This window comes from Cyclobacterium amurskyense, from assembly GCF_001050135.1.
Taxonomy (GTDB): Bacteria; Bacteroidota; Bacteroidia; order Cytophagales; family Cyclobacteriaceae; genus Cyclobacterium; species Cyclobacterium amurskyense.
Window position 1 is genome coordinate 97,565 of the sequence record NZ_CP012040.1, and the last position, 18,224, is coordinate 115,788.

Sequence of the window (18,224 nt, forward strand, 5' to 3'; positions counted from 1 at the left end):
AAACGTTAAATATTAACAATTTGTCGTATAAAAAGTATTGTATTGTAACAATAAGATTACCATATTTGTGAAGTTACGTTGCGAAAATAACTACGCAATGGATTGAAAATTAAGGCTTTTATTGACTTTAATCTTTTTATACTAACTTATAAATCCATGAGCAAAACATTAAACCCAACAATTGGAGGTGCTTTTGATGAAATTGGAGAAAGCTCATTGAAAGCGCGAGGCTTGGATATTCGCTATCAGCAGGTCTTAAACCATTATTTGGACACAATTACCGATTTCATTAATATAATCGATCAAAAGGTTCAGTTAATGGAAGTGGTTTCTTCTCAACTTGAAAAATTAACGTGGATAGAAACCACTTCGAACGATGATACACTACAAAAAGTGAGTTCGATCCTACACATTAGTAGGGGAATGCTTTCTGGTTTTAAAAATGATTTGAAAGCCATGGAGGAAGGTAAGATTGACCAAGATTGTCCTTCTACAGTGTCAAAGTTTAGGGACGAGATAGAATTGTTAGAAGAGAATATTGTGGATACAGAAATGATCTTTTTTGAGTTGAGAACTGACTCTGATTTTAACGATCTGGATAAACAAATATCAAATTTCTAAATGATTTTTTTTTGTATCCCACAAGTAAAAGATCAAATCTATAAACTATCTAAAAAAAGTAGTTACAAAAATCTCAACACTGAGTTATTCGATTTTTTTGATGGTATAAACAATGGCAATAATAGTTACCATGGAAAAAGATTAAATTGCTCTTCTCCTAATCCATTTATCAAAAAGAGAATTACGAGAATCGAAACTACTTTAAAATCACTTTAGACCGTAAGAAAAAAGAGCTAAATTTTAAGATGGTAACTACTCAATCCTAGTTCCAAATAATATTTTTTTTTAGTTTATCAATAAACAATATTCAATAGTACAGTTTGGGTTTGATAGTTTTTTCGATTTTTCGAAGTAATCACCCCAAAGTTCAGGGTCTTCTTTGAATTGGTTGGCAGGGTTCGAACTATCATTGTAAAAGAATATTCTCGTAATTCCGTTCTTTTCATTGCTTTGAATGGCATCCTTGGATGACCAAGTTCAATTAGAAATTCACCCGCTGATTATTTTACTTGGTATAAATTGGCAAAAAATAAGTAACGTTAAATTTCTCTATGCCTTAGAATTTCTAGATAGCCCTGACTCAGTTTTCCTTCCCATTAAATGGATTAAATTTCCGACTCCCCACATGCATGCCCACAGCCCTGCAAACGGTCTTGTCTCCATACTTGCCATTGAGTCGATCCAAGGCCTGGTACAAAGAGATTTGTTCTTCGGTATCTTCAAACAGGTTGATCTGATAATGCCCATGCACCAGCCCGCTAAAGCGAACACCGATCAAACGAATCAGTAAACGCCGTTGGTACAGTTGCTGAAAAAGCGCCTTTACCAGGGGAAGGAGGACATGGTCTGCGGAAGTATAAGACACCCGACGTTGTACGGTATGGGTGTCAAAATCAGAATACCGGATCTTTACCGATACGGTAGATGTCAACTTCTGCTGTTGCCTCAGTTTACCCGCCAACTGCTCAGTCATGGCCGTAAGTGTCGCTTCCAGCAGTCCAACATCAATGGTATCTTGTTCGAAGGTGTTTTCTGTAGAAATAGACTTGGCTTCCGAATAAGGCGTAATGGGTGAACGATCAATCCCATTCGCCTTTTCCCAAATCATCAACCCATTTTTACCAAAAGCAGCTTCCAGTAATTCCGCAGGCATAGTCTGCAGGGTGTGGATTTTCTTTACCCCCATATTGTACAGCGTATGGGAAGTTTTCTTCCCTATCATGGGGATTTTCCTCACTGACAAAGGCGCCAAAAAATGTTTCTCCTCTCCATAAGGCACCTGTTTCTCATTATTGGGCTTGGCTTCTCCCGTGGCCACTTTGGATACGGTTTTATTTTGTGAGAGCCCTAAAGAAATGGGCAAACCACTTTCTTTAATGATTTTTTGTCGCAGTTCCTGCGCCATCTTATAACAGCCAAAAAACCGGTCCATACCCGTATAATCCACATAAAATTCATCTATAGAAGATTTTTCAAAAAGTGGTACACTCTCCCTGACTATCTCTGTGATTTCACTGGATTTCTGGCTGTACTTCGAAAAATCACCTCTAATCTGTAAAGCCTCCGGGCAAAGCTGTCTGGCGGTACGCATGGGCATGGCGGAGTGAATTCCGAATTTTCTGGCCTCATAGCTGCAAGAAGCCACCACTCCCCTATCTCCCGATCCCCCTATCAGAATAGGCTTACCCATAAGCCGACTGTCGTACAAACGCTCTACCGACACAAAAAAACTGTCTAAATCCATGTGTACAATATTCCGTCTTTCTGCCATTACCTTCCTCTCCTACTATTATTTACAATCTATTTTGTTAATTTTATTGACATTTTATTGTTTATAATTTAAACAATTGTTTTATATTTAAACCATTGATTTCATTAAAAATTTTGACCATGTACCTTCACAGCAATATCAAATTACTGCGCAAAAGAAAAGGGATTACACAGTCCATAATGTCTGAGTCACTGAACATCAGCAGGTCCAAGCTTGCCGGCTATGAACTAAGTATCAGCCCTCCGCTGGATACATTGGTGAAGATTTGTGAATACCTGGAGGTATCGGTAGATCTGATCTTGAAGGAGAACCTGGAAAAATACCCTGCTCACAAGCTCAGGGAGGTATTGGAAACCAGTCGCTACCTCAAAGGCCGAGATTTACGCATCCTCACTACCACGGTGGATGCCCAAGGTCGTGAATTAATAGAAGTGGTTTCTCAGAAAGCAAAAGCCAGTTACCTGGCAGGATTTTCAGATCCCGACTTTATTGGGGATTTGCCTCGGTTTCACCTCCCCTTTCTCCCACAGGACAAAAAATACAGGGTTTTTCAGGTAGATGGAGACTCTATGGAACCGATCCCTGACGGGGCATGGATCATTTGTGAATACATAGACGATTGGACAGCCATACGTGACGGTGAGAAATACGTTATTGTCACCGAGCAGGATGGGGTTACGTTCAAGCTGACTTACAACCAATTAAGCAATAAAAAGCAGCTTTTACTCTGTTCAAGCAACCCCTTATATCCCCCTTTTGAAGTAAAAGCAGAGGCAGTAAGGGAAGTATGGAAATACCGTATGATGATGGTATAAGTGCCGCAATAAATTGGTATAAAGTGAAATAAAAGCTATCTTTAGTAAGTAGGTAACCCACCGACAGTATAATTAAAGGCAACATTTTCTGCCATAATCTGTTAATAATAAGTACACTTATTCGGCCCCTTAATAGAATGTGCCGAAAACCGCATGTATTGATTTTTATTTTGACACGCATGGTGCAATAGGGTTTCCTGACATTTCTCAGCTTGTCCTGGTTTTTCTTCAGGGGATGTGATAATATTCAGGAAATTAGGAATGTTAGATACTGAGCAACACAGTCGCAAGCCAGCAATTGCATCTCCGAGGTCAAAAGGGCTAAACATTATCGTATTTCATGAAGCGTCGGCAGTAACACTGCATTAGTAGAGATTAAAGCTTGTCTTGGTTTTAAAATTGTAGAGGATATGAAAGAAACAGTAGTAATTACATCGCCCTTAGGTAATATCAGACTTGTAGCTGAAGATGGTTTTTTGCTGTCCTGTAGCTTTACGGAAGAGCCTGTAACAGAAAAGATAAATAACCTGTTTTTTCTAGACATCATCAGTCAATTGAATCGTTATTTCGATGGAGACCTCAAGGTTTTCGATATTCCGGTAGCCATTGGTGGTAGCACATTCCAGAAAAAAGTATGGATGGAAGTAAATAAGATCCCTTTTGGACAGACGGCTTCTTATCAGGAGATAGCCAATGCCCTTTCTAAACCTACTGCTTCCCGTGCTGTAGGTGCCGCCAATGGTGCCAATCCACTATTGATTGTTATCCCTTGTCACAGGATTATCGCCAGTACGGGAGAGTTGACCGGCTATGCAGGAGGTCTGTGGAGAAAGCTCAAGCTACTACAAATGGAAGCCATGGACCAGCCAGGTCAGCAGTATAATTTGGGATTTTAATTTTCCGGTCAAACGCTTTCTTCTTTTTATCAACATCCGTATTTTTAAAGATGGAAAAAATAAATATCCATCTCTATACAGCAGCACTGGCCCCTTACTTTCTCTCTATCAATCAGGAGTGGATAGAAAAGTATTTTGTTATGGAAGCTTTTGACATTGCCCAACTGCAAAAACCTCAGGAAACCATCCGGGATCATGGTGGGGAAGTTTTATTTGCTGAATGGGAAAAGGAAATTGTAGGTACGGTGGCTTTGAAAAAAATAAATGAGAGCCAATACGAATTGATTAAAATGGGTGTATCACCCAAAGCGCAAGGCAAAAACATCGGCCATATACTCGGTAATGCTGCACTGGATTGGGCCAAAGCTCAAGGCGCTACTAAAGTGATCCTGTACAGCAACAGTCTATTGGCTCCCGCGATAGCCCTGTACCGAAAAATGGGCTTTAAAGAAATCCCCATGGAATGTGGGACCTATGAGCGCTGTGACATTAAAATGGAATATATTTTTTAGTTATTTTCTCTGACTTGGTGCAAAAAAAACCATAAAATTATGGCTATTGAAAAAACTGTTTTTTAGTCGAAATATTTCACTAAACACGCTCCTCTTACAAATACATTCTATAAAACCTTACAATAAATTTATACATTAGAAGTAGAATAAATCGAATCAATTCAATTGAGCTGTAGCTATGTATAATATTTTTTTTTTATAGTATCAATGAAGAGATAAAAAAATCACAATATGGCATTTGAATTTTCCTCGAAACATATTCAAGAAATACCATTGGACAATCTAACCTCCGAAAATTTTCTTATTATTGCCATTGAGGTTGCCCGAAAGCTCAAATGGAAAATTTTCTCCATCCGTGAAGATGGATTTATTGCCTATACAAAAATGTCAATGCGCTCCTTCAGTGAGGAAGTAAACATCAAAATCCTATACAAAACGGTTGAACTTAAAAGTGAATGTACAGGCATTCAAATAATTGACTGGGGGAAGAATAAAGAAAACATTTCAAACTTCATTTACTCCTTTAATGAAATTAAAGACAGTTTTACCATAGAGGAATTGGATCAAGAGTTTGAAGAAATAAAACCTATATTTATTTCAAAAGAAGAAGTTATATTAACCCACTCCTCATCTTCCATTAAGGAAAAAATTACGGGAATTCTATCTATATTTAAACCAACCCATGGCTATTTCATCACCCCCATAATCATTGATTTAAACATTGTCGTATTTCTTATCATGGCAATAAAAGGTGTGGATATTTTTGCGTCTGATAGCGATAGTTTAATTCTATGGGGAGCCAATTTCCGACCCCTAACCCTTGATGGTCAATGGTGGCGTTTATTTACCAGCATTTTCTTACACATAGGCATTTTTCATTTGCTAATGAATACAATTGCTCTACTCTACATAGGCCTTCTTTTAGAACCACGTTTGGGGAAAACAAGGTTGATTTCATCCTATATACTTACGGGTATTGTAGCAAGCGCAACAAGTCTTTGGTGGCATGATCTAACGATAAGTGCAGGGGCTTCTGGAGCCATATTTGGTTTATATGGTGTTTTTCTGGCTTTGCTTACAACAAACTTAATTGAGAAACATTTACGGAGTGCCTTATTGATAAGTATAGCGTCTTTTGTTGGTTATAATTTAATTTTAGGGCTTCAAGGAAATATAGACAATGCTGCTCATATTGGAGGTCTTCTTTCAGGTATTGTGATTGGTTATTCAATGGTGCCAAGTTTAAAGAGAAATGATGACCTACGATCAAAACTAAACCATATTGCGTTTGCTACTGTCATTACCATAGCGTTATGTACATTGATTTTTAAGAGCATTATTCCTTACCAATTTGAAAAATACGGTTCCTTGGTGGAAAGATTTGTTGAACTTGAATCAATGGCTTTAGAAATGTTTGAAATGCCTGAAAGTACTCCTGCAGAGGATTTGCTCTTTGAAATTAAAACGAGAAGTCTTTATTATTGGAATGAAAATAAAAAAATTATTAATGAAGCTAACCTGTTGTACTTGCCAGATCCAATCCTGGACAGAAATAAAAAATTGTTACAATACTGTGAATTAAGAATCCAAAGTTGCCAATTGATTTATAAATCAATTGAAGAAAGCACTGACGACTATAGCTCACAAATCACAGAAACGAACAATCAGATTGAGGCCATTCTTAATGAGCTTAACATTAAATAACTCCCTCACCAAAAGAAGCTATTAGGTAAAATTTATTAGCCTATCGTACCAAATATTTAAAAAATAAAATTGGCATTTGTAAGATTTGCTACTTTTTGGACAACTTATAGGGAAATGAACATTTCAATCTTCTCCCTATGTCTTTAGCAATATCTCCATCCCTACGCACATCCATATTTGACCTGTCGTTAATCAAGCAGGTCAAGTTAAAAAATGAAATACATAAAAAGACGTCAATAGCTTGCGATAAAAAAAATGCTACTGAAATCATTTTAGGATTCACAAATAATGTTATAACTGATATAAAGACTGTAATTATCAAATTTGGCTTTCAATTCATTCTAGACATTAGGCTATGGAAAGGGAATTTCTAAATATAGTAGAAGCGCATCAGGGGATAATCTTTAAAGTCTGTAAACTATACCGGAACAGTAAAGAGGACCAGGAGGACTTGTTCCAGGAAATTGTGCTTCAACTGTGGAGGGCATTCCCAAAGTTTCGAAAGGAATCAAAAGTAAGCACATGGATGTACCGTATTGCATTAAATACGGCTATAGCAATGTTCCGGAAGCACAAAATAGAAATCGAATTCAACGAATATACGCCAAAAGAGATTTACTCAAAACAGGCAAGTGAACAATCAGAAAATGAGGAAAGGCTGTTTGATGCCATTAGAACATTGAACCAGGCTGAAAGGGCCATCATTGCCTTATTTCTGGAAGACTTCAATTACAAGGAAATTGGCGAAATCACTGGAATAACTGAAAATTACGTCGGTGTGAAGATCAATAGAATAAAAGAAAAACTCAAAAACATCTTAAAATAAAAAGCTATGGAACTCGATAAATTAAAATCAACCTGGGATCAATCAAGTACTGGAAAAAAAAGCCAAAATGAATTATTGATAATGACAAAAGTGAAAAACCACCCAACGATTAAAAAAATGAAACTAAAATTTTTAATTGAGGCCATTCTTTTAGTTGTTTTTATAGCCCTTTACTACGATGGTTTTGATGGAGAAACTAAACCCTTGTGGGCAAATGTACTTTTGATAGGCGCTACCAGTTTATACATCTTTGTCCGTTTTGTGGGCTGGCTCGTTTTGAGAAACCCTATCAATGGCGACAATTTAAAACAATCACTTCTTAATTTTCAATCGAAATTAAAGCAAATAACTATTGGTATTGTTTTGACTTCCTTTCTTTTTGGCTGTGCGGTGATTTCCTTTTTTTCCTCATCTATTGACTTCACAAAAGAGAAATACACTGCATTTGCTTTTATGTTGTTTTCTTTAATACTACTGGTTTATTTATCTAGTAGAAATTGGAATAAACGAATTAGCAAGATTAAAACCAACCTTAAGGAATTTGAGTCTCCAGTTGGTCAATAGCTATGAGAGAAAGTTTTAGTGGAGAATGCTATATTAGGGGTACAAATAAACAGAAAAGTAGAACTATTGCCTTTAATAACAATGATTGAGACCTTTGGATTACCACAACCCTTTCCTTCAATGCCAAAAATTGACACTTGTATACCAGTCTGGAATTTTGATTTGACAATACGCTCAATTCTTTACCTTCTCTGACAATTTGTATTCATTTTTATTTGCACTGCTGGAATTATCTCCTACTTTTGCACTTCCTATCTGCGCACGTGGTGAAATTGGTAGACACGCCACCTTGAGGGGGTGGTGCCTTCGGGTGTGGAAGTTCGAATCTTCTCGTGCGTACAAAACCTTTCCTAAATTCAGGAAAGGTTTTTTTTTGATGGTCAATTTATTTTATATTCCTTTTTTATTCATCTTTTACTCATTAAAGCCATGACTGCTGCTACCATCCATCATTTGACATTTGGTAAAATGGAAGCCCAAATCTCCACCCTGGGTGCTGAATGTATTTCCCTTAAGAAAAACGGACAGGAATACCTCTGGCAAGCAAATCCTGACGTCTGGGGCAGACATGCACCCGTACTGTTCCCTATCGTGGGCAGGTTGAAAGACAATCAGTACACCTATCAAGGCAAGTCTTACGCTATGGGACAGCATGGTTTTGCCAGAGACCGCAATTTTGAGTTAACTGAAAAAACGGATAGGAAACTCACAATGATTCTCAAGGCTGACGAAACCAGCAAAAAAGTATATCCTTTTGACTTTGAGCTCTCTATTGGATACAGCCTTAGCGAAAACGGCCTGAATGTGGACTATCATGTACACAATCCCTCAGGAGAACAAACCTTGTTCTTTAGTATAGGAGCCCACCCAGGTTTTGGCTGTCCACTTGAACCTGAAAAAGAATCATTTTCAGATTACCAATTGGATTTTGGTCACAAGAGCATTACTAACCTCCCATTGTACACCTTGGAAGGAGGCCTGATCTCTACCAAGAAAAGTTCTTTAGCCCTTCAAGAGGGGAAATTGAATCTTGATTACAAGCTTTTTGAAAATGATGCACTGATAATAGATGTTGACCCAGTTACGACCGTAAGTGTTTGCAGTCTCAAAACAGGTAAGGGTTTCGCTATGCAGTTTTCAGACTTTAAATGGCTAGGCTTATGGACCAAAGAAAAAGGCGCAAAGTTCCTATGTTTAGAGCCTTGGAATGGAATTGCAGCGACCACGGATCATGATGGCACCCTTGAAAATAAATTAGGGATTGTACAATTGGCTCTCCAAGCTAGTCATAAAGCCAGCTTTCAAGTGGATCTTTTGGGGTAAAAACAGGAAAAAAGACAAGTTTATTGAATTCCTTTTTCTAATCCTGCCATATACCATATAGTTTTCTTAATTTTGCGGAATGTTATCCATCAACAATCTCTCTTATTATATTGGGGGTCGACCTCTTTATGAAAATGCTTCCCTTCACGTCAAGCCAAAAGACAAAATTGGTTTGGTAGGGCTCAATGGTACAGGCAAGTCTACCCTATTAAAAATCATCTATGGAGACCTTCAACCTAGCTCAGGTGAAATCCAAAAAGCAAAGGACTGTAGCGTAGGTTTTCTTAATCAGGACTTGCTGTCTTACCAATCAGAAGACAGTATACTCGATGTTGCACTTGAGGCTTTCAAAGAAACCTTGACCTTACAGGAAGAAATAGACAAAGTACTTAGGGCGATGGAAACAGATTATTCTGATGAAATCATCCAAAAATTGGCTAACCTTCAAGAAAGGTTTGAAGCACTGGAAGGGTACACTATAAAAGCCAAGGCTGAGGAAGTATTAGAAGGTATAGGATTTCAAACGGCTGACTTGAGTCGTCCGTTAAAAACATTTTCCGGAGGATGGAGGATGCGAGTGATGTTGGCAAAGTTACTTTTGGAAAAACCATCTTTGCTCATGCTGGATGAACCTACCAACCACCTTGACTTACCTTCCATACAATGGGTGGAAAATTACCTTAAGTCCTATGAGGGTGCTGTGATTGTGGTTTCTCACGATCAAACTTTTTTGAACAATAGTACAGAAACTACTGTAGAGGTTTCCCGAGGCAACCTCACAAGTTATGCCGGTAACTATGCTTTCTATAAAAAGGAGAAAGTAGAGAGAGAAGAAATCCAGCAAAATGCTTACGAAAATCAACAGCAGATGATCAAGCAAACGGAGCGTTTTATCGAACGTTTCCGTGCCAAAGCTACCAAATCCAATCAGGTACAATCCAGGGTAAAGGCTTTGGATAGGTTGGATAAAATCTCTGAAGTAGAAAAAGATGAGGTATCTGTTAATTTTAAATTTACTTTCTCTCAGAAATCAGGTCGGGATGTTATTGTATTGGAGGATGTTTCCAAAGCCTTTGGTGACCTTCAGATTCTAAAAAACACCACCGCCCGAATTGAGAGAGGAGATAAAATAGCCCTTATTGGAGCCAATGGAAAAGGTAAATCTACCGTTCTGAGGATTATCAATGGTTCTGAACCTATAGAAGGAAAAAGAGAAGAAGGATACAACTTGATAAAAGCCTTCTTTGCACAGCACCAATTGGAAGCGCTAGGGATTAACAACGAAATCCTTCAAGAAATGTCTCAGGCAGGCAGTAGAAAATCAGAAACCGAACTGAGAAATGTTCTGGGCTGTTTTCTCTTTACCAATGAAGATGTTTTTAAGAAGATAAAGGTGCTTTCTGGAGGGGAAAAATCAAGAGTTGCTCTCGCCAAAACCTTGATTTCTGAAGCTAACTTCCTATTACTGGATGAACCTACCAATCACCTTGATATACAGTCTGTCAATATATTGATTCAAGCTTTACAGCAATACGAAGGTACTTTTGTTACTGTTTCTCACGACAGGTTATTTATCAAAGGAGTCGCCAATAAAATTTGGTATATTGAAGACGAACAAATCAAGGTGTATCCAGGTACTTATGATGAATACGTTTACTGGCGTGCTAATCAAGCAGAGAAAGAAGTCAAGCCTCAAACCATTGTAAAAAAAGCACCAAAACCTTTGCCAAAAAGTTCGGCTGCAAAGCAAGATGACCATGCTCAGAAGAAAGCGCTAAAGGAAAAAGAGAAATCACTGGAAAGCCTGGAGCAGCAAATTACTGCTTTGGAAAAGAAAAAAACAGATATAGAGCATGAATTGGCCCAACCTTCCGTTTATGAAGATGAGGTGAAATTGCAACAGCTCAATGAAAAGTACAGCAAAATACAAAAAGAGGAAATTGTACTCAACCAGAAATGGGAAGCACTTGCTGAACAAATAGAGACCATGCAAAGTTAAAATTAAGTGCTTTCACTGGCACAAAACCTATACCTAACCGATGAGAAGCCCATTGACTAAGCTTGTTTTTTTTCTAATACTTTTTACAACAAAACTTTTGTCTGCACAGGAAGTATTGGAAGATCAGGTCTATGATGAAAACATAAGAACTGTACAGCTTTATCCAGCAAGCAGTGAGTTTTCAGCACAAATGACAACTCCGGTTATTTCTCTCAATAGCCCTGTTCCATTGGAATTGCATTTCGATGACATTGCTTTTGAGACGGACAGGTTCTTGGCTAAATTGATACATTGTGATGCTGACTGGACCCAATCTGGGCTTAAAGATCCGGATTTCCTAACCCAATACAATGAATACAACATCAACTCCTATGAATATGGTATCAATACCAGAATACCTTATATTCATTATACTTTTCAGATACCTACCGTCACAAGATCTGGGAATTATATTCTAAAAGTATACCGAGGAAGGAAAGAATCAGATGTGATTTTCACAAAAAGATTCATGGTTTACCAAAATCAGGTTGGAATAGGCGCAGAAATTGTTCCTCCTAGCATAAATGAAAACCGTAGAATTGCCCAACAAATCAACCTCAATATCGGCTATGGTAATCGTGAGTTGATTGATCCACTAAATAATACCAAGGTAGTCATTCGTCAAAATCAAAGATGGGACAATGCCATTTACGGTTTGAAATTCACTCACATCCGAGAGGATATCAAACAGTTACAATACCAATTATTTGACGGCTCTAATACCTTTATGGCGGGCAATGAATTTCGCTTTGTTGACTTGCGCTTCGTACGTACTCGTGGACGGAATATTGCCAAGGTTAGCATGGAAGAAGATGTTGTCTTTGCTGAAGCTGCAGTGGACAAAGACAGAAAAGGATTGCCCTATTTAGAATACTTAGACCTCAATGGACAATTTGGTGTTTTCAATATGGAAAGGCAGAATCATCTTTTGGAAAGTGAGTATGTATTACTGAACTTTAATCTAGAATCTCCTGAGCTACCTAAGCCTCCATATATCTTAGGCGCCCTGACCAATTGGGGTAAAATCCCTGAGGCTAAGATGGTATACAACAAAAAAAAGGGACTTTACCAGACAAGTTTATTTTTAAAGCAGGGCTGGTATGATTATCAATATGGCTTTCAGACAGCGGATGGATGGGACATAGAAGCCTTTGAAGACAATCATTTTCAGACTGAAAACGAATACGAAATCTTTTTTTATTACCGGGATATGGGTTCGAGGTATGATGAACTGATAGGTTATACCGTCATCAACCCTAACAAAAGGAGGTTTTAAGTAAATTTCACCTTCAAAGAAGGGGATGATTGTTTACCTTTCGGCTATCCAATTGAAATTACACCTATACCCCAGAAAGGCGATTCAGCCTCACAAACACGGAATACAAGCTTGCTTTTAACGCTATGAGTTAAACCACTCTAATCACAGCAGGGCAGCAACCCGCTAGTGAATCACTGGTTTTACGCGAAAAAATGAACCAAACTTAATGAGAAAAACCGTATATTTTTTCATCTGTTCAAATCAATCTAAACAAAAAAAATACCCGGCTTAATTACCGGGTATTCAGTTTTAATCATTTCCTTCTTCAGGCTTTTCATCCTCGTTTTCCGCTCTTTCGTCGTTTTTACGAGGCTCATGAGTTTGTGCTCTGTAAGGCACAAACCCTTCTCTTTTAAACTTATAGGGTTCTGTACGCTGACTTGGCATATTATTAGCCAAATCCAACATCCCGAAACCTTTATGGGTAAATGCCCCTAATCCACATTTAAATACAAATTCCTGGACTTCGCTTGCAGCATATAAGGTAAAAGGCAAGGTATAACCTCTAACCTCATACTTCACATCCATGTCATAGACAGAATAGATTCTTGCGAATTTTTTCTGTTGTTCACGAAGTTTGTTTACGTAAACCATGTCCGGTACAACCTGAAATTTATAAAAAGATTCCATTTGTTCCTGATTGTACCAACCAGATTTCTCCATTCTTGTGAGCGTAGACTCATACAAAAGATCAGAAAACTCATCGGTGTCAGGGTTAATAAATCTTTTACCAGACTCATCATCAAAGGTGGGAGTAAGCAAAACCAATGGCGAGATACAAACAAATTTATTGGATGTCTCTAAAGGTGGCTCGATCTCTTTCTCAGTATATTCAGGCGATAATATTAAATTACCCAATTCAATTTTGGGAGTTTTAAAAACCTGCTTCAATAGATAATCTATAAAAGGTTCATCAGGTGCTGAAACCACAAGTGTAACCAAACTGGAATAATAATGCAACCCACTTCTACTAACTTTTGTTTGGCCTTTTAGCCCAGAAAAGTTGAAGTAATTGTAGTTAAAAAACTCTTCCTGGCCTCCTTTAACGATCAGACCTTTGAGAAACTGAGCTAAGATGTACTGATGGTGAAAGGGTAAGTAAGCACCTTTGTTCTTTAAGGAAAATATTAATCTAATTCTCACGACTATAAAAATGAAAAGTTAAACAAAAATTTATTTCATCACACTACCTGAACTAACTGATAGTCGAGCAAATAAGTTGCAACAAACTTAATAATAATATTTCAATTAATTTACACATTGAACCTAAAATGCATGATATCTCCGTCACAAACTACATATTCTTTACCTTCAACTGCAATTTTCCCGTTTTCACGGCAAATAGCCTCAGTTTTGAACATCTCAAAATCTTTTAGTTTAATAACTTCTGCTTTGATAAAACCTTTCTCAAAATCAGTATGGATCACACCTGCTGCTGCTGGGGCTTTCCAACCTTTGGTGATTGTCCAGGCTCTTACCTCCTGCACTCCAGCCGTAAAATAGGTTATTAGGTTCAATAGATCATAGGCAGCAGCGATCAATCTGTTCAAGCCACTTTCCTCAAGTCCATACTCACCTAAAAACATTTCTTTCTCTTCGGGCTCTTCAAACTCTGCAATTTGCTCTTCCAATGCTGCGCAAAGGATAATCACATCTGCGTTCTCATTTGCTACCTCCGCTTTGAGTTTATCCACATACTCGTTACCCTCCTTAATACTTCCTTCATCTACATTGGCAACATACAATACGGGTTTAATCGTCAACAAATGGATGTCTGCTATGGCTTTAAGGTCGTCGTCTTCCGCTTCTATTGCACGGGCATTCTTACCTTCTTTTAAACCTTCTTTAAATTTTTGTAAACTTTCAACAGCTTTTCTAGCTTTGGCGTCTCCACTTTTTGCAACTTTCTCTATCCTGATTAGTTTTTTATCAATTGACTCAATGTCTTTTAGCTGCAACTCAGTATCAATAACTTCCTTGTCGAAAATGGGATCTACTCCACCTGCCACATGTACTACATTGGGATCGTCAAAGCATCTGATAACGTGAATGATCGCATCAACCTCTCTAATATTACCCAAAAATTTATTTCCTAAACCTTCTCCCCTACTTGCGCCTTTTACTAATCCAGCTATATCTACAAATTCGATTACTGTTGGAAGTACTCTTTGTGGATTCACCAGATTTTCCAAGATTTGTAAACGCTTATCCGGCACTGTCACAACACCCACATTGGGTTCGATAGTACAAAAAGGAAAATTTGCTGCTTCAGCCTTAGCACTTGACAAGGCGTTAAATAATGTTGACTTTCCTACATTTGGTAAGCCTACAATTCCACACTTAAGTCCCATGAATGTTAAATCTTATCTATTCTAAATATCCTGTATTCTCTATACCCCTTATAAAATTCCTTTATAGAAACCCTAAATATAGTATAAACTGGTATGGCGAAAATCATACCCAATACACCGGCAATTTTTGCCCCCACAAAGATAATAACAAAAATTTCAAGAGGGTGAGCTTTTACTGATTTAGAAAAAATAAAAGGCTGTAATATCACATTATCACTCACCTGCACTATAGAAAAAACTGTTAACACCTTAAAAAGAAACAAATACACTTCATTAGTGGTATTAAAATCGCCTGTAGAAAGACCGACCAACACGCCAAAACTGGCTCCTAAAATTGGCCCAGCGTAGGGTATTAGATTGGCAACCGCCGCAAAAACAGCAATGGTCATCGCATATTCAATATTTCCTATAGTTAAACCTACGGATGCAATTGTGAAAATCACCGACATTTGAATCAATAAGCCTATTAGGTAATTGGACAATAGTCTTTCCACCTTGTGAAAGGTAGCTACAGACAGTTCAAAATACTTATTCGGTATAAAATTTAATAGGTTTCTCCTTAGAAGTCCATTTTCCAAAAGCAGAAAAAAGGTGATAAAACCTATGGCCAGTATACTAATAAAAAAGCTACTTGTTGTGGAAATTACGCCATTGATAAAACCTTGAAAATTCATCCCATTGACACTATTGATGAGGCTTTCCTTTACAAGCTGAATCAGATAACCCGGCTCATTGTCAATTAGGTTCAACTGAATAAGAATGCCTTCCAAGTTGGCAATAGGCTTTTGAATCTGATCATAGAGGTAATTAACATCCAGATCTTTCAACAATTCAACTTGTGAACGAAACAAGGGAATAAATAATAGCACCAATAAAAACACTACCGAAAGTATGGCTAAAAATGATATTAAAATGGCCAGTGAACGGGGAATATGCTGCCCCATTATGTACAGGTTATTGATCTTATTGGTAAGTGGCCGAAGTGCAGCGGCAATAACAAGAGAGAATATAAAATAGAGGCTTATATTAGAAAAATACCATCCCAACACAAAAACAAGCAGGGTTGCAACTATAGCCGTTAATATAACTTTTAGCATGGATCAAAAATAACAAAAAAATCGAACCCTGTACCATGCTTTCCACTAATAGAGGAAAAACATTTTCAAGGTTCGATTTATAAAGCTTTTGGATTAAATAGTATAAATGGCTCGTGTTTAAAAGATCCGCCAATTAATTCCTTAATCCCATTTCAGGTCTTCACCAAATTTACTGTTATTTTCGTTATTTGATTCGGTAGTTTCAGGCTCAGCATCAAATTGAGAGAAATCAAAATCTGCCATCAAGTCATTCTTCACATGGTCTACTGCCTCTTGAAGCGCATCTACAAATTTCCCAAAATCCTCTTTGTACAAGAATATTTTGTGCTTTTCATAGTAGAAATTATCGTCCTTGATTTTCCTTTTGCTCTCTGTAATGGTCAAATAGTAATCATTGGACCGGGTAGACTTAACATCAAAAAAATAGGTTCTTTTACCTGCCTTTACCCTTTTGGTGAAAATCTCATCTCTTTCGTAATCTTTATTATCTTCCACTATCCAAATATTTATTTTTTAAAAATCAATTTAATGCCAAGTTAAATCAATTCAAATATCAAATTCAAGTTATTACAAGTTTTTTTTCTGAAAATATGTGATATTCGTCAAAATACCTATTGGAAAAGACAATTTTATGACTACAAAATATTGATATTCTTATCTCTAAGATTATTCTCCGTGTAGAAATTGTTTCTTAGCAACTAATTCTTCTTCTGTTTCTCTGTTGTCAGGATCATCTACACAGCAGTCCACTGGACACACTGCAGCACACTGAGGTTCCTCGTGAAAACCAGTACATTCCGTACATTTCTGAGTTACGATATAATAAAACTCATCAGAGACAGGTTCTTGTTTTTCATCACCTGCTACCACTGTTCCATCCTCTTGTATCACCTCATTCAGCTCAGTGCCTCCACCCCAGGTCCACTCTATTCCTCCCTCATAAATGGCGGTATTGGGGCATTCTGGTTCACATGCACCACAATTGATGCATTCGTCCGTTATCATTATTGCCATTGTGCTTCTTTTTTTGTTCGACCGCAAAACTACTAACCAATTCACAATCTCACAAGCAAAATGATTCTCCATTCAAAAAATATCTCATAGACATTATTTGTTACACTAACTATTTGATGAAAATTATCCCTTAGCTTTCCTTACGAATAATTATATTTGGGGCAAACTTCACCAATTGACAAAGTCTTTACGCGGACCTTGTTTACTATTCTTAAAATTATGGATGTAAATCAAAGACTAACCCAACTTGCTGCATTAGGCGATCGCTTGCTTCATTTATCTGATGACACCAAAGCTGAACTTTTTGCTAAAATGCAAAATTACAACAATTGGTTTACCCCTAAGCAGTCGGCTTTGGCCCTTAATGGAATAAGCAGGTACCTTTCTCACGATAAGTTAAAAGCCTGGATACAGCCCTATTCTTTCGACACAAACTCTGCCGATAAAAATATAGGCATCATTATGGCCGGAAATATCCCTGGTGTTGGCTTCCATGATTTGCTTTGCACCTTAATGGCCGGACACAAAGCAAGAATAAAATTGGGGTCTTCAGACAGCATCTTAATCCCTTGGTTGGTAGAACAATTGACATCAATATCACCTGAATTGGCCTCAACAATTTCATTTGAAGAGCGCTTAACTGGTATGGACGCCTACATTGCCACTGGTAGTGACAATTCAGCGAGGTATTTTGATTATTATTTTGGAAAATACCCCCATATAATTCGAAAAAACAGAACTTCAATAGCCGTACTCAATGGAGAGGAATCCGAATTTGACCTAGAATTACTTGCCTCAGACATCTTCACTTATTACGGCTTAGGTTGTAGAAATGTATCCAAAGTTTTTTTTACCGATATTTCCCAAGTACAGGATTTTATGAAGGCCATGGAAAAGGTAAGTGGGGTATTGGATCACCACAAGTACTTTAATAATTACGAGTACAACAAGTCCAAGTACCTCATTAATCGGGTCCCTCATTTTGACAACGGACATTTACTATTAGTGGAATCAAAGGATTTGGTTTCCCCTATTTCTGTACTCTACTATGAAGTTTATGATTCCGCTGATTCATTAAAGGATAGTTTAACCTCCTTGGAAGACAAAGTTCAATGTATTGTTTCAAAAGATGGCTGGTTTAAGGGAAGTATCCCCTTAGGTACTGCTCAAAGCCCTGAAGTTCACGATTATGCAGACAATATTGACACTCTGGCTTTCCTTTTGGCATTGGAATAGCACCTGTAAAATCCGGTACACCAGCTATTTTGAATAAATTTATTTTTTAAATCCTTTATAAATAAGCATATTAAACAAGCATCATGCCCAATTAATTATTGATTTTAGTATCTTTGCGCCCTATTGAATTTTCATCAA

17 protein-coding genes and 1 tRNA gene are annotated in these 18,224 nt (G+C 37.5%); 12 read left to right on the forward strand and 6 right to left on the reverse strand.

The window, feature by feature from the left end; all coding sequences use genetic code 11:
* The first annotated feature begins 156 nt into the window (after nucleotides 1-156).
* Complete coding sequence (locus CA2015_RS00395; RefSeq protein WP_014018194.1) at nucleotides 157-621, forward strand: hypothetical protein; 465 nt, start codon at nucleotides 157-159, stop codon at nucleotides 619-621.
* 580 nt (nucleotides 622-1,201) lie between these two features.
* On the opposite strand, the gene dinB is transcribed toward CA2015_RS00395, so the two are convergent.
* Complete coding sequence (gene dinB / locus CA2015_RS00405) at nucleotides 1,202-2,392, reverse strand: DNA polymerase IV (protein ID WP_048640098.1); 1,191 nt, start codon at nucleotides 2,390-2,392, stop codon at nucleotides 1,202-1,204.
* 119 nt (nucleotides 2,393-2,511) lie between these two features.
* Here dinB and CA2015_RS00410 point away from each other — a divergent pair, with 119 nt between their 5' ends.
* The 10 genes from CA2015_RS00410 to CA2015_RS00460 all read left to right on the forward strand — a co-directional run bounded on the left by CA2015_RS00410 (nucleotide 2,512) and on the right by CA2015_RS00460 (nucleotide 12,346).
* Nucleotides 2,512-3,207 (forward strand): XRE family transcriptional regulator, encoded by a 696-nt coding sequence (locus tag CA2015_RS00410; protein WP_048640099.1) that lies wholly within the window; start codon nucleotides 2,512-2,514, stop codon nucleotides 3,205-3,207.
* Nucleotides 3,208-3,617: 410 nt separating this feature from the next.
* Nucleotides 3,618-4,103 (forward strand): methylated-DNA--[protein]-cysteine S-methyltransferase, encoded by a 486-nt coding sequence (locus CA2015_RS00415; protein WP_048640100.1) that lies wholly within the window; start codon nucleotides 3,618-3,620, stop codon nucleotides 4,101-4,103.
* A gap of 50 nt (nucleotides 4,104-4,153) precedes the next feature.
* Nucleotides 4,154-4,615, forward strand: a complete 462-nt coding sequence (locus CA2015_RS00420) for a GNAT family N-acetyltransferase (RefSeq protein WP_048640101.1) — start codon at nucleotides 4,154-4,156, stop codon at nucleotides 4,613-4,615.
* 231 nt (nucleotides 4,616-4,846) lie between these two features.
* Nucleotides 4,847-6,319: a rhomboid family intramembrane serine protease gene (locus tag CA2015_RS24390; protein ID WP_053086624.1), complete on the forward strand. Its 1,473-nt coding sequence runs from the start codon at nucleotides 4,847-4,849 to the stop codon at nucleotides 6,317-6,319.
* A 355-nt stretch (nucleotides 6,320-6,674) separates the two neighbouring features.
* Nucleotides 6,675-7,145, forward strand: coding sequence for an RNA polymerase sigma factor (locus CA2015_RS00435; RefSeq protein WP_048640103.1), 471 nt, complete (start codon nucleotides 6,675-6,677; stop codon nucleotides 7,143-7,145).
* Between the two features lie 6 nt (nucleotides 7,146-7,151).
* Complete coding sequence (locus CA2015_RS00440; protein ID WP_048640104.1) at nucleotides 7,152-7,709, forward strand: hypothetical protein; 558 nt, start codon at nucleotides 7,152-7,154, stop codon at nucleotides 7,707-7,709.
* Nucleotides 7,710-7,966: 257 nt separating this feature from the next.
* Nucleotides 7,967-8,048: transfer RNA gene (locus CA2015_RS00445), tRNA-Leu, on the forward strand.
* 90 nt (nucleotides 8,049-8,138) lie between these two features.
* Nucleotides 8,139-9,032 carry an aldose 1-epimerase family protein gene (locus CA2015_RS00450; protein WP_048640105.1) on the forward strand — a complete coding sequence of 298 codons (894 nt, stop codon included), beginning with the start codon at nucleotides 8,139-8,141 and terminating at the stop codon, nucleotides 9,030-9,032.
* Nucleotides 9,033-9,111: 79 nt separating this feature from the next.
* Complete coding sequence (locus tag CA2015_RS00455; protein WP_048640106.1) at nucleotides 9,112-11,031, forward strand: ABC-F family ATP-binding cassette domain-containing protein; 1,920 nt, start codon at nucleotides 9,112-9,114, stop codon at nucleotides 11,029-11,031.
* 40 nt (nucleotides 11,032-11,071) lie between these two features.
* The gene (locus tag CA2015_RS00460) at nucleotides 11,072-12,346 is read left to right on the forward strand and encodes a type IX secretion system plug protein (protein WP_048640107.1); all 1,275 of its coding nucleotides are present in this window, start codon (nucleotides 11,072-11,074) and stop codon (nucleotides 12,344-12,346) included.
* A gap of 291 nt (nucleotides 12,347-12,637) precedes the next feature.
* Here the strand turns inward: CA2015_RS00460 and cas6 are convergent, their stop codons facing one another.
* The 5 genes from cas6 to CA2015_RS00485 all read right to left on the reverse strand — a co-directional run bounded on the left by cas6 (nucleotide 12,638) and on the right by CA2015_RS00485 (nucleotide 16,850).
* Nucleotides 12,638-13,531, reverse strand: coding sequence for a CRISPR-associated endoribonuclease Cas6 (gene cas6, locus CA2015_RS00465; RefSeq protein ID WP_048640108.1), 894 nt, complete (start codon nucleotides 13,529-13,531; stop codon nucleotides 12,638-12,640).
* Nucleotides 13,532-13,641: 110 nt separating this feature from the next.
* The gene (gene ychF, locus CA2015_RS00470; protein WP_048640109.1) at nucleotides 13,642-14,739 is read right to left on the reverse strand and encodes a redox-regulated ATPase YchF; all 1,098 of its coding nucleotides are present in this window, start codon (nucleotides 14,737-14,739) and stop codon (nucleotides 13,642-13,644) included.
* A 5-nt stretch (nucleotides 14,740-14,744) separates the two neighbouring features.
* Nucleotides 14,745-15,836 carry an AI-2E family transporter gene (locus tag CA2015_RS00475; RefSeq protein WP_048640110.1) on the reverse strand — a complete coding sequence of 364 codons (1,092 nt, stop codon included), beginning with the start codon at nucleotides 15,834-15,836 and terminating at the stop codon, nucleotides 14,745-14,747.
* Between the two features lie 141 nt (nucleotides 15,837-15,977).
* Complete coding sequence (locus CA2015_RS00480) at nucleotides 15,978-16,331, reverse strand: DUF3276 family protein (protein ID WP_048640111.1); 354 nt, start codon at nucleotides 16,329-16,331, stop codon at nucleotides 15,978-15,980.
* A 171-nt stretch (nucleotides 16,332-16,502) separates the two neighbouring features.
* Nucleotides 16,503-16,850 carry a 4Fe-4S binding protein gene (locus CA2015_RS00485; protein WP_048644273.1) on the reverse strand — a complete coding sequence of 116 codons (348 nt, stop codon included), beginning with the start codon at nucleotides 16,848-16,850 and terminating at the stop codon, nucleotides 16,503-16,505.
* Nucleotides 16,851-17,069: 219 nt separating this feature from the next.
* Here CA2015_RS00485 and CA2015_RS00490 point away from each other — a divergent pair, with 219 nt between their 5' ends.
* Nucleotides 17,070-18,086, forward strand: a complete 1,017-nt coding sequence (locus tag CA2015_RS00490; RefSeq protein ID WP_048640112.1) for an acyl-CoA reductase — start codon at nucleotides 17,070-17,072, stop codon at nucleotides 18,084-18,086.
* Nucleotides 18,087-18,224 lie beyond the last annotated feature (138 nt).